Source organism: Flavobacterium sediminis (genome assembly GCF_003148385.1).
GTDB classification, from domain to species: Bacteria; Bacteroidota; Bacteroidia; order Flavobacteriales; family Flavobacteriaceae; genus Flavobacterium; species Flavobacterium sediminis.
Genome location: NZ_CP029463.1, coordinates 1,733,270 through 1,748,401, shown reverse-complemented (window position 1 = coordinate 1,748,401; position 15,132 = coordinate 1,733,270). Strand labels below are relative to the sequence as shown.

The following is a 15,132-nucleotide window of genomic DNA, read 5'->3' as shown; positions in this document are numbered from 1 at the left end:
ATCGGCTAAAAATTTAGCTGCAAATTTACATTTTATAATACTAAAGTTAAAACTTTGTTGTTATATTCTGTATATACCAAAATTCTTTTTTACTTTTACCGCATAATTTAAAGGAAACTATGGCTTCATCTTTTGAAAACTATCAAAAAAGGCGTTTAATTTCATCTTATTTTTCTGTGATCTTGAGTATTTTTTTAGTACTCTTTTTACTAGGAACTTTAGGCCTTTTTGTGATTAATTCAAAAAAGATTACCAATGACTTTAAAGAAAATATCCCGATGACTGTCTTTTTTATGAATGAGGCTAATGACAGTATCCTGAATGCTTTTGACACGGAATTAAAAAATTCTCTTTTTATCAAGGAGTATGCTTTTGTACAAAAGGACAGTGCGGCTAAAAACAATGTAGATATTGTGGGTAAGGATTTTATGGAATTCTTAGGTTTTAATCCGCTGCAAAACTCATTTGACATCAACCTTAAAGGGGATTATGTTATAGCAGACAGTATCAAAAAGATAGAAACGGGGTTTAAGAAGAACGAATACGTTTCAGAAATTATCTATGATAAGCAATTGGTTGATCTGGTTAATGACAATATTAAAAGGATCAGTTTTTATATGTTGATCGCCAGCGGTTTCTTAGCCGCTATTGCCATGTTGTTAATCAACAGCTCGTTACGCTTGTCTATTTATTCGCATCGTTTTACGATCAAGACCATGCAGATGGTAGGGGCTACTAAAGCTTTTATTCGCAAACCTTTCATCTGGCGCGGCATCAAGCTGGGGCTGGTAGGTTCCCTACTTGCGATTATTGCGCTATATATATTGGTAACTTATGTCGATAAATATTTTCCGAGTTTAGGTATTGCTAAGGATTATGCTTCATTGGGCATTGTTTTCGGCGGTGTTCTTTCAATAGGCATTGTCATTACTGCCATTAGCACATTCTTTGCGACGCAACGTTTCCTGAACCTGAGAACTGACGACCTTTATTAATTTTTAAGATCCGGAATAATGAAAGATAATCCTACACACAAAGAAGATTTTTTATTTGGCAAAACTAACTATATTGTTCTGTTAATCGGTTTAGCCATGATTGCTTTAGGCTTTTTACTTATGAGCGGTGGCGGCAGTGATGATCCGAATGTTTTCAGTGAAGAAATCTTCAATTTCAGAAGAATCCGCTTAGCACCTACTGTAGTTTTAGCAGGTTTTGGTGTTGTTATTTATTCCATTTTTAAAAAAGATAAAAAGTAATTGGTGATCCATAAGTAATACTAAGTCTCCACTTTTTACTATTTAATTTTCACGAAGATCATTATGGATATACTTCAGGCGATTATTTTAGCTATTATTGAAGGAATTACTGAATTTTTACCGGTTTCTTCTACCGGACACATGATCGTAGCTTCTTCTTTTTTTGGTATTGCTCACGACGATTTTACCAAATTATTCACTATCGTTATTCAATTGGGAACTATTTTATCAGTAGTTGTTCTGTATTTCAAACGCTTTTTCCAAAGTTTGGATTTCTATTATAAATTATTCGTTGCTTTTCTTCCGGCAGTTTTTTTCGGATTGTTGCTGAATGACTTTATCGACGGTTTATTGGAAAACCCGATAACGGTTGCTGTTTCACTGATCATAGGCGGTTTTATTTTATTAAAAGTAGACGATTGGTTCGGCGGTCACGATGACGGAACGGAAATCTCTTATCTGACGGCTTTAAAGATCGGTTTGTTCCAGTGTTTGGCAATGATCCCGGGTGTGTCACGAAGCGGAGCCAGTATCGCAGGCGGTATGACACAAAAATTATCGCGTACGACTGCTGCCGAATTCTCATTTTTCTTAGCTATCCCTACAATGTTAGGCGCAACGGTAAAAAAATCATACGATTATTACAAAGCCGGATTTGAATTGACACAGGATCAGACGTATTTACTCATCATCGGAAATGTAGTGGGTTTCATTGTAGCGATGATCGCTATTAAATCGTTTATCGGCTTTTTACAAAAACATGGTTTTAAATTGTTTGGTTATTATCGTATTATTGCGGGAGCGATTATTCTAATTATCCATTTTTTTGTTAAACCGTTAATCATTATCTAATGCAGGCAGAGGACTTTACGGAAGGAAAAGTACTTTTGATCGACAAACCGCTTACCTGGAGCTCGTTCCAGGCAGTGAATAAACTGAAATACGTTTTAAAACGAAAGTTCAATTTGTCCAAACGTTTTAAAATAGGACATGCCGGAACTTTAGATCCCCTAGCGACCGGATTGCTTATTATCTGCACCGGAAAGTTTACCAAAAAGATCAACGAGATACAGGCTCAGGAGAAGGAATATACCGGAACGATCCTTTTGGGAGCCACAACGCCTTCTTACGACTTAGAGACCGAAGTAGATCAAACCTTTCCTACAGAACATATTACTGAGGTATTGCTTCAGGAAACTTTACCGCAATTCACCGGAGAGATACTGCAAAAACCACCTGTTTTTTCGGCTATTAAAAAAGACGGAAAGCGTTTGTATGAACACGCTCGTGCCGGTGAAGAAGTGGAAATTGAAGCCCGAAAAACTACGATTTACGAATTTGAATTGACTCGCATTGCCTTACCGGAAGTTGATTTCAGAGTAAAATGCAGCAAAGGAACCTATATTCGTTCACTGGCTCACGATTTCGGAAAAGCCTTGCTTTCCGGAGGGCATTTGACAGCACTTCGACGAACTAAAATCGGCACTTATGATGTTGCTGATGCAATCAGTCCGAATGAATTTGAAGAAAAGATCAACCATGAAGACTAAATGTTTCACCCTGTTTTTTTTATTAAGTTTTGCGGGTTTTTCGCAGAACAAGATTGAACTGCAGAATGGTGATCTTATTTTTCAATCCATGCATTGCGGACCGCTTTGTGATGCGATCAATCAAGTTACTGAAGGTTATCACGGAATTGATTTTAATCACATGGGAATAGTTGTCATCAAGGAAGGAAACATTTACGTTTTAGAAGCTTCCGGTACAGCCGTAAAACTCACACCTTACGAGACTTTTATCTCATATACCGATTTACCGATGTATGTAGGCCGATTAAAGAAACGCTACCGAAAATTAATCCCGTCAGCCATTGCTTTTGGTTTACAACAACTCGGCGTTCCTTATGACGACGAATATTTGTATGACAACAATAAATATTATTGTTCAGAACTCATCTACGATTGCTTCTTAAAAGCGTATGGAAAGCCTTTGTTCTCTTTATTTCCTATGACCTTTAAAGCTCCCGGCTCACAGGACTACTTCGCTGTCTGGGAAGCCTACTATCAAAAACTTCATGTTGCAATACCTGAAGGGCAACCGGGTTGTAATCCCGGCGGGATCTCCACTTCCAGAAAAATCAGGATACTGGGTATTTTGTAATTTCCACTTCATTTACGGAAATCCGTAAAAAATAAAACCTTTTACTATTTAGTTTTGAGTAGAATAATTACTAGAGAACAATCTTTATTGTTTGTTTTATGAACATAAAATTCAATACTCAAAAGACTATAAATGAAAAAAACAATTACTCTTACCATCTGCCTTATCTCTATTTTAATGCAGTCTCAGGTTCAAACTAAAAAACTAAAAGCAGTCCAAATAATTGAACCTCAAACGTTCTATTTAAACGGCGGAACTAAATCCGTACTTGGTGGAAATTCTAGAATTGGGTTTAAAATTGATTTACCTCCTAATACATTAGAATGGTATTACGCATTCACAACCGAACCAAATGAAAACAAAGAACAAAACATACAACTAGAAAATCAACTACGTTTAATTTTAGCTACTACAAGTGTTTCAAACAGCCTCGTAAGTTTAATAAAGATACCTAAAGGAATAGGATTAATTGATATTTACTTAACAGACAGAAAAGGCTATGATATCTTTTTTGAAAAAGACTTTTGGGGAATCTGGAAATATAAATCACCTAATCATAATATAGAAGGATCTGTTACAAGCGCAAAAGACGGAAAAGTAAAAATAGATGATATAAGACAAGGAACTCATTTCCTTGTCATAAGAAACACTTCATCACATGAAGGCATAAATGTTAAATTAGAAGTTGTTGCTATTATCGAAGAAACAATTACAGATATGAATATCTGGGACAAAAAAAATAAAGATTTAATTTTTAATCGTTTAAAACACGACATTAGAAAATCATTTCCATTTTATAGTAACAAAAAAATAGAAGAAATTTCAATTTGTATGATGGCTAAATTAACATCCGAATTAAAACCTTCTGATTTGAACTTAATGGCTGAATACGAACTAAAGTCATTAACTCAAAAATATTTCTCCGATTGCCAAACTCGTAATTAATTCTATAGATACCTAAAAACTTAAAAATTATGAATACTTATTATGTTTTGATCCTATTGATACTTTTTTCAACCTCCTCATGTAATCAAAATAGACAAAAAACACCTGAAGAATTAAAAATGGAATTAAAAATCCAAGAATCAAGAAACCCACATCAATATCTTAAATTAGAATCCATTAAATTAAATAGAAATCAAATAAAAAAGGGTGGTTTATTTTCAAGAGCAAAATATGATGGTTTTTTAATCAGTGGTATAATCAAAAATTCTGCTACATTGGCAAAATATAAGGATTTAAGATTAACTGTTGAATACTTTTCAAAAACTAATACTTTACTACAAAGTAAAACGTATACACTATACGAATATTATGAACCGAACTCATCAAAAGATTTTCAATTAAAAGTTTATCCTCCAGACACAATGCAAAATTATAATATAACGCTTTTTGATGCAGCTCCTACATATTAATTTCAATACTATTACTTTCCCTCAATCTTTTTTTGAGCTTTATCTCAGAAATACTTTTCTTTTCTACAGAAAATTTTGAAATTCGCCGGTTTTCTCTAAATTTACCATCGGAATTTTTCTAAAAAAGGAGTTCAGAAACCATAAAACGAGGCGGAACCGAAAAGCCAGATGAGTAGGGTAAACATTTAACATTAAAACAATTAATGGCTGCTATTAAAAACATTGAAGGTCTCTCTACAGATGACATCAACCGAGAACTAAGCAGAGGGGCTAAATTTGTAGTTTTTCAATATTGCTTTTCGATCCTTATCATGACCTTTAAACGAGGAAGTGATGTTTATTTTATTAAAGCGGATGAATCTACGGTTAAACACAGTATCGGTTACACGCTTCTTACGTTGTTCTTTGGCTGGTGGGGTATTCCTTGGGGGCCCATTTACAGCATCGGATCATTGTATACTAACCTGTCTGGCGGTAAAGATATTACTCAGGAAGTTCTGAATTCAATAAATGCTCAGAATTCTTAAATAATTTCTCTGTTAAAAATCGGGTACCTAAAAAAGATATCCGATTTTTATACTTCTTATTCAAAAGTCCTGTTTGTTCTCCCAGACGTTATTGTTCTTTTTTAATCAATTGGTTCTGCAAATTTTCACTATATTTAAAGGTAGTTTTTAATGCTTTTCCGGTATGAACACACTTGATCTCTTTTTTAAAAACAACATCATCCCCCTTGTTATTCTTTTAACATCCGGAAGCTCTTTATCGCAGGAAATCAACCTTTCGCAAAATTATGTCATTAACGACAGTATAACTTATACTTATACACAACCTCATTTTTTTGAGTTGTTTAAATATTTGCCGAAAGATCTCTACGAATTCGGAAAATATACGGTTCAAAAAGAAAATCTTTTATGGACAAGTGCCGCTGTAGGAAGTACTTTGGTATTGCTTCCGCTGGATCAAAATCTTACAGACAACGCACAGGAAATCGGCAAATCTCTAAACTTATATGAAGATGTGAGATACACTCGTGTTCTGGGAATCGAATTGATCCCGAAAGACATTAACGGAGCTATTTATTATTTGGGCAACAGTCTGACTCCGATGCTGCTAAGCGGAAGTTTTTATGTAGCGGGAAAAATAAATAATGATTACCGGGCATTAAACGTATCCAGTGAGTTGGTTGAAGTCGTGATGGCTTCAGGAATAAGCACACAAATTCTAAAAAGAATTACCGGGAGACAAAGTCCGAGTGCCGCAATTAAAAGCGGAAATCCGGGAGGTCATTGGACCCCTTTTCCCAGCTTTAAAGCGTATCAATCAAACACCCCTAACTATGATGCGATGCCTTCCGGCCACATGACCACTTTTATCGCCTCTCTTACTCTAATCGCTGTAAATTATCCGGAGATAAAATGGATACGCCCTGTAGGCTATTCTTTAGCCGGAATAATGGGTTTTCAAATGATGAGCACCCGTGTTCATTGGGCTTCTGACTATCCTTTTGCTCTTTTAATGGGCTATGTTATCGGAAAAAATGCAGCAAACCGCAGAATTAAAAAAACAGTTCATAAAAATACGGTCGGTATCAACTCTACCGAATCAAAATTTAAAATGGATTTTAGCTTTTTGTATACCTCTGAGTACAAAACTGCCGGAATTACAATTTTGTTTTAGTGTTTGAATTATAAGCTTGATATGAATAATTTTCTATAAAACGATGACAGCAGGTTTTACAATAATATTGCTGTTTATTGTTTTTTGTTCTCCCGTTTTTAATAACCTTTTTCTCTTTACATTTTGGACAATTTATAGTATCACTAACTTTGAAACACAAGGTGGCATTTTTACTCATTTTAGTTCATTTAAGGCAATATTAGAATAAAAAAGATGAGCAGTATTGCTCATCTTTAAATTATTTTCTTCTATTATTTATTCTATTTCAATAGGTTATAATTCTGAAATTTTATATCACTAAATTTGAAACACTACCACTACCATAGCCCAACAAAAACAAGATTCTGTTCCTCTTTACGAGTATAAACCAAAATGGTTTTTAAACCATATTAAAGATTCTGTAAAAGCCAGAGAGGATTTAAAAAAGGCTATTGAACTACAGAAAAAACAACAGGAACTACAACAACAAAAAAATAAGCCTAAACCTAAAATTTCTAAGTATAACGAGCTGGCGATATTGGACAAAAAAATAACCCCACGTTTTTAATACGTGGGGTTTACTTATTTTTAAACTAGCTCTTTATCTATAAAGAATTGTTTTAAATCTGTTTTAAATTTCTCCTTATCAAAATCTTTTATCTTTTTAGGAAGTTGATCTAAATTATCTAAACTTTCTAGTATTTTATTAGCAAGTAATTCTTTGTTCTCTTGTTCTGATAATTCTTTTAAGTCTTCATAATCATATTTTAAAGTATAAGTAAATAACTTGTCTTCTACAACTTTTATACCATCAGTAACATATTCTTTAAAATCAGTGTATTTCGGCTTTTTATTTGGATAAAATTTTTCAAACTCAGAAGATACACAGATTATTCCTAAAATGATTTCGTTTAGATCTTTACCATAAGTTTTGTTATTTAAAAAAAATGATAATTCTCTAAAAAGATCATGAATAATATAAGTTTTATCTTCTACGCCTATAGAAGTATTGACGCTTGTACCTATTTTCATTTCTTTACTTTAAAATTTAAAACCATATAGCCATTCGTTTAAAGCCCCTCCAGAAGTTTCCAGTTCAATAGCATCCATTATTTTTTCAAAAAAATTGGCTATATACTCTTTATCTTCTGTATCCAAATTATATTTATTGAACATTGTAAGACATTCAGATATTAATTTCTGGTATTCCTGTTCACTGATATTTTTATCTTGCGTATTTTCAATAAATGTATCAATTGTATTATTTAGCTCTTTAATTAATTCTTCTTCATTTTCTTTACAACTGAGACCTGTATAAAAATCATTTGAGATAAATTTTGGTTCAGATTTAAGAGCTTCTAATCTTACTATTTTATTAAGCTTTTCTTGCATTATCTAAAAATTTTATTGCCTGGTGGTAAGTGTCCGTTTTGTAAAAAATAATTGTAAATTTTTGATTTTTCAGCAATTTTAATTTGTAATTGAGAACCTGAAAATTCATTAACTTGTTGCACCCTGTTAGCTTCTAAATAAGATTCTGAATATCTACCAGCAGGATTTGTTGTTTCCCCATACTTCCAAACATCACCAGTATTTAAATTCATTGTTCCACTAGAACAAGAATAACAAGGATATGAACCGGATGTTGTTGCTCTTAAAGAATATTGTGTTCCGTCCGGACCTGGGTCACGTTCCATTATTTTTTGTATTTCGTAAGTTGCTTTTGCTACAGTAGCAGCAACAAGTCCTGTAACTAAAACAGGTGGTATTGCAACATCATCACCAACTCCAACTACTGTAACATCGTCAGCCAGTAATACTCCTGCTGTACCTAATGTAGCCATCATTATTCCTCCTGAATGATCTGTTGGGGCATCAGCTAAAGCACTTTCAGCCATATCAGCAGACATCTTTATAGTTCCATTTTCTTTAAAGAAACCATGGTCTCCCAATTCAACACTTTCTCCGGTAGAGGCTGTATATGAATAACCAACTTCTCTATATTGAGCTTCACTACCATATAATTCTGTTGCAGATGCTTGATCAGTAACTCTACTATCATAAATCATAGATCCTGATGCTGTTCTAACCCAATCATCCGCTTGCATTCCATCAGGATCAACGAAGTACATCGGGTTATTGTAAGCGTAGTTATACGGTGTCCATCTTCTTGATTGTTCCGCTAACGGGTCAATGTTCATCCAACGTCCTAAAGCAGGGTCATAATTTCTCGCTTGGTAATCGTAGAAGTTTAAACCGAGTTCATCTTGTAATTCCTTACCGTTATACTTATACTTATACACCGATTCCACTGTTGTAGTTGGTCCTTTTAATACTACGGCTCCTGCTGTTCCTTTTTGATACAACAACTCATCACTATTGTAATTAGCATGTTTTAATCCAAAAGGATAGTAATGGTTCTCTTCCATGATCTTAAGGGTACTAGTTGCCGGATCTATTCCATAACTCAACCTGATGTTCCCTAAATGATCGGTGTAGTTGAACACATAATTATAGGCAAAGCCACAACTGCTCAAAAAACCACAAGTTTCCGTGACGTTCACATAACCCTCTACATGCGGGAAAAACTTCAATACGTTGTCCACGTATTGAAAACCGCCTTGTAAATAGGTCGTCTGTGCTGTTTCACTTCCTAAATAGTCCAGTACACTTTTCATCACTTTGGTTCCTAAAGCATCATAAAGATATACGATTTTTGCACTGGTTCCAAATGTAATTTCTACCGGAAGGTTTAAATGATTGTACGTGATATTGGTTATACCTTTGTGGGTGTCACTGATCATGTTGCCGTTGGCATCATACGCATAATCATCATCCGGATCATATATCCCGTTACTATCATCCTTGAAACCCGATGGCATATTGGTACTGTCGAATACTTTTAACAATTGGTTACCGGTATCGTTATTGGAATACGTATAAGTCAGGTTGTCTATTTCCTGTTCTGACTGGGTACCGTCGGTATCGCGGTCTCCGTTTCGAACCAAGGTTTTTATGTTACCGTTCTTATCGTAACTTACTTGTTCTTTGTAGTTGTTAAAAACGGCTGTCGCTTCCGGTTTAAGATAATCTGCATTGGTCAATCGGTTTAAGTCGTCATACGAATAGTTGTATTTTCGCAAGACATTATCATTTGCCGTTCGCCAATAGGTAGCCGAGATGTTTCCGTTATATAAAGCATCCGGTGCCGCATCATGGATCGCCAGAGAAGCATAGTCGTTATAATCGATCTTAAAGTTAAACAGATCATTGCCTGTCATAATATTATTAACATCATTAATATTTGTCAACCAACCTCTGATGTTGTAGGTATAGTCTACCGTTTGTAAAGCGGTTGCTCCCGTAACGTCTGTACCGCCAACATTTTTGCTGATCAATTGCCCCAATTCGTCATAGGTATTTTTGCTGATCAATTGTTCGGCAGTCTGGTCAATCTGCTGTTTGTGCAGCAATAAACGGCCTTGGTCGGTATAGGTATACATATCTTTTACGGTAACTACCGCTGCATTGGCATCGTATTGGTGGGTTGTCAGGGTATAGTCCACCTGTCCTGCCCAGTCCAGTTTGGTATCTACCTGGGTATAACCGCCTAAATGATTGGCGGTATAGGTTCGCACCGGGCGGTATCTGTCATCGTATAGGGTATAGGAAGTCTCTGTGGTAGAGCTACCCGGCGTGTCTAAAACCCGTACCCATGTTCCGGTGGGTAATCCTTTGACATTAGTCGCCAATGTTTGCCCTTCTACGTCATTAGGTAAAGTAGGAGCTCCGGCAAAGGTATAATCGTCGTAATAATTCTCTGTTAAAACTTCATTTTGTGACATTGTAAACGGATTATTGCCGCTGTTGATACTGCTTTGATTGGTGTATCGGGTATTCGCATCGACCGTCATTTGTTTCCATCCGGTTTTGGTCACTCGCCCGAATACATCGTATTCCGTAATCAACCAACCTACATCGGTTCCTCCGTAAGGCGTAAATGCCGGTCCGGTTGCTACAGGTCGATCCAGTTTGTCATAAATAATAAATTCCCATTGCTTACCGGGTAATTTTTTTTCTACCAAGCGATTGCGACTATCGTATTTGTATTGGTAAAATAATGCATCAATATCCGGCCAATTAATTGACTGAGAAGGTTCTGATAAAGGCGGCATAACATACGTCAGATTTTTAAATTGGTCGTATACATAATACGTTTCATAAGCCTGACCGTTGTTATAGGTTCTTTTTAAAATGACTTTCCCTTCTTTATCTTTGAATTCTTCCGTAGTATGATTGAGCCCGGAAACCCAGTTTTCATCTTTAACGATTGTTTTATACAGTTGTTTTTCTCCGTAGTATCCCGAATCATGAATAGAAATTTCATATAACTCCTTATTACTATCCCATGTAGCCGTAGCGTAATAAAACCTTACCTGATCTGCTGATAAATTGGTTTGATAATCGTATTTAATTTCCTTTCCGCTATTCATTGCCCAAGGATCTCCGGGAGCTGCCTGTTTTAATACGCGGCTCAAAGGGGAAGGCTCCAGTTCTTTTTCGCTATAAGGATTCGTTGTTGCTTCAAAATTAAGATTTCCTGTGGTTGACGGATCCGGGTTAGAATAGAAATTCAACACATCGATTTGCGCTGAACTGCTATAATCTAAACTCGGAGTACTGTTAACATACGGTAAAAATTCTTTTACTTGCCTGCCAAAGCCATCGTATTCTATATGTGTAATGATATCTTTACCACTATTGGATTGCTTGTGTGCTATTTGTTGAACAGGACGTCCCAATCCGTCATAATAGGTTAGTTGCACCGCTGCCTCATTTGGCTCCGGATTGCTTAACGGTGTTATACTGGCTTGTTTATAAGCCGTGGTTTTTATATAATTCTGATTCTGGCTCTGTCCTAAAGCAAGAACAGGAATAGCTAACAATAAATAGAATATCTTTTTCATCTTTATCTTGCTTTAGTTTTTATAATGGTATTCGTTTTCATTTAAGATGTTGCCATCTTTGTCTTTGACATATTGCAGTCTTCCGAAACTATCATAATGGTAGGTTGTTGTATTGCCTTTGGGATCGGTAATGGTACTTATCCCTACAAGTGGTTTATACGTATAAGTGGTTACCATGGCATTAACCAGAGCAGGGTCGGTTCGTAAGGCATTTAAATCATTTAATAATGTACTTTCACTAATACTATTTAGATCCGAATTAACTTGAATATTAGTAATAAGCAAGATAGGGATGTTAGAATATTGTATATTCTCTATTATGGCAACAGGTTGAGTATTCCCATATCCCCAAATCATAGAAGTATATTCTCCTAACTTATTATGGTATTGTAATATATTACCTTTGTAATCTCTTAAATCAATGATAGATTCCTCTTCTAATGTTCCTATTCCATCACCTTTTAAAGTAGAATAACTTTTAGGAAGATATAAATTTGTACTATCTACATAAGGATCTATCCATAAACCATCGTAAGTAAAGTAAGTTGTACCATCCTGAAAATTTCCAAAATTAATTTGTTTTAATCCCATTAAAGATCCGTCTTTAAAGTCTTCCTCTTTTAATGGCGTACCTATAATATTCAAATCTATTAAGTTTTGATCCCCGATTTCATGTGCATAACTATATTTAGTTTCCAATAAATTTCCTCCCGATGATGAAGTCGTTTGATTAGTTACCTCTAAATTCTCTGAGTTATTATAAAAAAAATTCTGTTGTATAACAATGTTTCCAGAATTAAAATATGTTGTTGTCTTTTTATTTTCCAATACAATTTTTGAATCATATTTTATAGGATTAATAGAAAACATATATAACCCATGATAATTCTGTATATCTGCTTGTGTCATCGAAGATCCAGGTAAATACTTTAAATAAATTAGAAACTGTTCTGTAATATCATTTGAATTATAAAGATGCATTTTTAAAAAATCGGTCTTAAGACTCTTTAAAACGTTATCTGGATTTACTACATCTTCCTTAGTAATTTGAGTATATATGTATTCTTCTGTATATTTTTGTTGTCCATTATTATCAAAATACTCCTTTTTCAAAAGCTTTCCAAATAGTTGATTATCTAAACTTCCGAAAAAATTTCTCTCTGGAAAAGGATAAATATCATACCCCTTTCTTTCGATAAACCCTGCTGCAGTCTTTACATAACCATTCCCATTATCAGTATTTGCTAAAAAAGGTGAAAATAATGAGTATGTTGTATTACTGTTTCCAGGAGCATAATCATTAGGTTCATCAGAAGGTCCTGTAATAGAATTTACTTCTGTACGATTATCTACATTGTTAAAATAATATTTTACAGAGTAAGACTTATTAGTATCTTCAAAATTTATAAATTTTTCCATCACATTAGGATAAATTATCTCTCTTCCTTTATTATCCACACGATGCCCTATATTATGAGTTGAAAACCGTACCATTTTGGCATATATTGTATGATTATATAATCCTGCCTGTTCCCATTTCTCTTTAGAATAATGGTGATCAAAATGATAATAATCATAATAAGCTCTCCTTTCCGCTGCATCATAGTAATCATAAGTATTATTTTCAATATCATTTTGTCTATCATAGGAATTATTCAAATTCCAGTTTGAAATATAAGCCAGAGAAGGTTTATACAAAAGTGTCCCGCTACTTGAATTTACATCATCAAATTTATCATAAAAATACTGAACCTTTTTAGCTGAAACACCTGTCGCCGCATAATAACGTAGTTCATTCACCCTAACTCCTGGACCTAAAGCTTTTTTATTAATTAACTTTGGATCAAAATAAGTATTATTTTCATACTCTATTTCCAATTCACCTCCAGTCGGAAAACCAATTTTTTTCAGTGTTCCTATTTTTGGTGAATTTAAATTAACAAATCTATCGCCATTTCCATTTACAGTATAATAAGGAACATTCGGTATGTCATAACATATCTTATTACCTGTAGTGTCATTTGGATCAATATAAACTGTAGGAAATGACGGATAAGGATTCGTTATTGGTTGATAACCTAAGTAATATCCAAAAATATCTTGGTATTGAACATAACTACGAGGAGGCAATAAACCTTCATTATTATATGTAAAAGAATAACTCTTTTCATTTGTACTATCATCAATACTACTCAAAAACATTCTATAATCTTCGTGTCCTCCATCTAAGTCTGCATAAGAATAGGTTTTTAAAAGATCAAATGATTTTATTAATTCCTGATCCCTATGCCAAAGTTCAATCTTGTCAAGGTTTAATCCTCCCGTCTTTAAATCAGGTCTAAAAGTAGAATAATAAAATTTAACCTTTTGATTTTCATACGATATTTCAGATATGGAATATCCTTCAATATGAGTATCTAATCGTCCTATAGCATAAGAAGGTAAAGTTGGGGATAAATTGTATTTTAGTCCAGTATATTCACCATCATGTATTCTGGGAACCTGCTTTTGGTATAGATATTCATTAGCAATGTATTGAAAATTTATAACTTTATTGTCAGGGAGTTTAATAGTTTTTATTTTCCAGTTGTTAACCATAGTATTATATGTTTTCCACTGAAAAATTCTACTATTATTTTGACCAAAAAAATTATGATAATATTCTTCAATCACATCAGCATCAATAAAATCAAAATTCTCAAAAATATAAACAATTCCTTTCTTATCGGTTATTTCAAACTTTGTTATAACTGCCTCTTCTTGATCTCTTTTTTGTCCATTAGGTGAATAGTTCTTCCTCTTATCATAAAATTGAACAAAATCTGTATAATATTTAATCTTAATCCCTGTATCATCTATGGGAACAGCTTCAAAATAAGATGGATTCATATATCCTGCTGATCCACCGTCAATATTAAAATAGGCTGCCTTTCTTTTAAAAACAAAAGAAAAATCCAAATCGCCTATTACACACCTAAAAATATCCGGTTCAGTATCTACATTAAAAGTCGGAGTACTATTAACTTCATCTGATTCAGCCCAAAATTCAAATTTCTTTATCTCGATTAAACTACCTATCTCACTTAAAATATTCGAAAAACGCCTTTCAGGGAAAAAATTAATATACCAAGTTCCCAAAGTTGCACTAAGACTTCCTCTATAGGTTCCATATGATGTATTAATAGCTTTTAAAAAATTTATATCATATGAGCCATAACTTATATCTTGTCCTGATCCCACAAAATTAGCTTGATTATCACAGAACCTCTGATTATAATGATTATAAAGTCCAATTTCATCTGCCACATCCTTTACAACTCGTGTAATAGAACCTCCTGCATTTAAATGCCAATCAATTCCTATTTCATTAGAAATATCATCTAAATGTACTCCACTTGTTGAGTACTGCAATGTTATTGGAATATTGATATATTTATCTTCAATAGTATGAAAATTAACATTCAAACCAAATCTCCCTGTCAAAGGGTCTACACTACCCTCTGTAGAATAATTATGAAAAGTATAATTGTTAGGCTTATTTATGGTTTTATTTACAAAATCGCTATAATCGACAGAGTTATCTCTATTATTCTGAGCTTTAATAAAATTTGAGTACAATACTAAAATTAACATTAAGCAATTGTATATTATTCTATAATTCATAATTTTAAAATC

General features: G+C 33.9%; 13 protein-coding genes and 1 pseudogene. 9 read left to right on the top strand and 5 right to left on the bottom strand.

Annotation, left to right across the window (positions count from 1 at the left end; translation table 11 throughout):
* The first annotated feature begins 119 nt into the window (after positions 1-119).
* The 9 genes from DI487_RS08095 to DI487_RS08055 all read left to right on the top strand — a co-directional run bounded on the left by DI487_RS08095 (position 120) and on the right by DI487_RS08055 (position 6,511).
* Positions 120-995: a cell division protein FtsX gene (locus tag DI487_RS08095; protein ID WP_109569195.1), complete on the top strand. Its 876-nt coding sequence runs from the start codon at positions 120-122 to the stop codon at positions 993-995.
* A gap of 18 nt (positions 996-1,013) precedes the next feature.
* The gene (locus DI487_RS08090) at positions 1,014-1,256 is read left to right on the top strand and encodes a DUF3098 domain-containing protein (RefSeq protein WP_109569194.1); all 243 of its coding nucleotides are present in this window, start codon (positions 1,014-1,016) and stop codon (positions 1,254-1,256) included.
* Between the two features lie 63 nt (positions 1,257-1,319).
* Entirely contained in the window at positions 1,320-2,108 is a 789-nt protein-coding gene (locus tag DI487_RS08085) for an undecaprenyl-diphosphate phosphatase (protein ID WP_109569193.1), read from the top strand.
* Positions 2,108-2,806, top strand: coding sequence for a tRNA pseudouridine(55) synthase TruB (gene truB, locus DI487_RS08080; protein ID WP_109569192.1), 699 nt, complete (start codon positions 2,108-2,110; stop codon positions 2,804-2,806). The genes DI487_RS08085 and truB overlap by 1 nt, the downstream gene beginning before the upstream one ends.
* Positions 2,796-3,416: a YiiX/YebB-like N1pC/P60 family cysteine hydrolase gene (locus DI487_RS08075; RefSeq protein ID WP_109569191.1), complete on the top strand. Its 621-nt coding sequence runs from the start codon at positions 2,796-2,798 to the stop codon at positions 3,414-3,416. The genes truB and DI487_RS08075 overlap by 11 nt, the downstream gene beginning before the upstream one ends.
* 132 nt (positions 3,417-3,548) lie before the next feature.
* A complete protein-coding gene (locus DI487_RS08070; RefSeq protein ID WP_109569190.1) occupies positions 3,549-4,361 on the top strand; it encodes a hypothetical protein in 813 nt (270 codons plus the stop codon).
* 29 nt (positions 4,362-4,390) lie between these two features.
* Positions 4,391-4,831, top strand: coding sequence for a hypothetical protein (locus tag DI487_RS08065; protein WP_109569189.1), 441 nt, complete (start codon positions 4,391-4,393; stop codon positions 4,829-4,831).
* A 203-nt stretch (positions 4,832-5,034) separates the two neighbouring features.
* Positions 5,035-5,358, top strand: coding sequence for a hypothetical protein (locus DI487_RS08060; RefSeq protein WP_109569188.1), 324 nt, complete (start codon positions 5,035-5,037; stop codon positions 5,356-5,358).
* Positions 5,359-5,521: 163 nt separating this feature from the next.
* Positions 5,522-6,511, top strand: coding sequence for a phosphatase PAP2 family protein (locus tag DI487_RS08055; RefSeq protein WP_109569187.1), 990 nt, complete (start codon positions 5,522-5,524; stop codon positions 6,509-6,511).
* Here DI487_RS08055 and DI487_RS16735 read toward each other — a convergent pair.
* The 5 genes and pseudogenes from DI487_RS16735 to DI487_RS08030 all read right to left on the bottom strand — a co-directional run.
* Positions 6,498-6,689: pseudogene (locus DI487_RS16735) on the bottom strand (IS1/IS1595 family N-terminal zinc-binding domain-containing protein); the annotation flags it as partial. The gene DI487_RS08055 and the pseudogene DI487_RS16735 sit on opposite strands and share 14 nt — an antisense overlap.
* A gap of 389 nt (positions 6,690-7,078) precedes the next feature.
* On the bottom strand, positions 7,079-7,522 hold the full coding sequence (locus tag DI487_RS08045; RefSeq protein ID WP_109569186.1) for a hypothetical protein: 444 nt from the start codon (positions 7,520-7,522) through the stop codon (positions 7,079-7,081).
* 9 nt (positions 7,523-7,531) lie between these two features.
* Positions 7,532-7,882 carry a DUF4844 domain-containing protein gene (locus DI487_RS08040; protein ID WP_109569185.1) on the bottom strand — a complete coding sequence of 117 codons (351 nt, stop codon included), beginning with the start codon at positions 7,880-7,882 and terminating at the stop codon, positions 7,532-7,534.
* Positions 7,882-11,457, bottom strand: coding sequence for a DUF6443 domain-containing protein (locus DI487_RS08035; RefSeq protein WP_109569184.1), 3,576 nt, complete (start codon positions 11,455-11,457; stop codon positions 7,882-7,884). Before DI487_RS08035 ends, DI487_RS08040 begins: the two co-directional genes overlap by 1 nt.
* 12 nt (positions 11,458-11,469) lie before the next feature.
* Complete coding sequence (locus DI487_RS08030; protein ID WP_170108186.1) at positions 11,470-15,090, bottom strand: RHS repeat domain-containing protein; 3,621 nt, start codon at positions 15,088-15,090, stop codon at positions 11,470-11,472.
* Positions 15,091-15,132 lie beyond the last annotated feature (42 nt).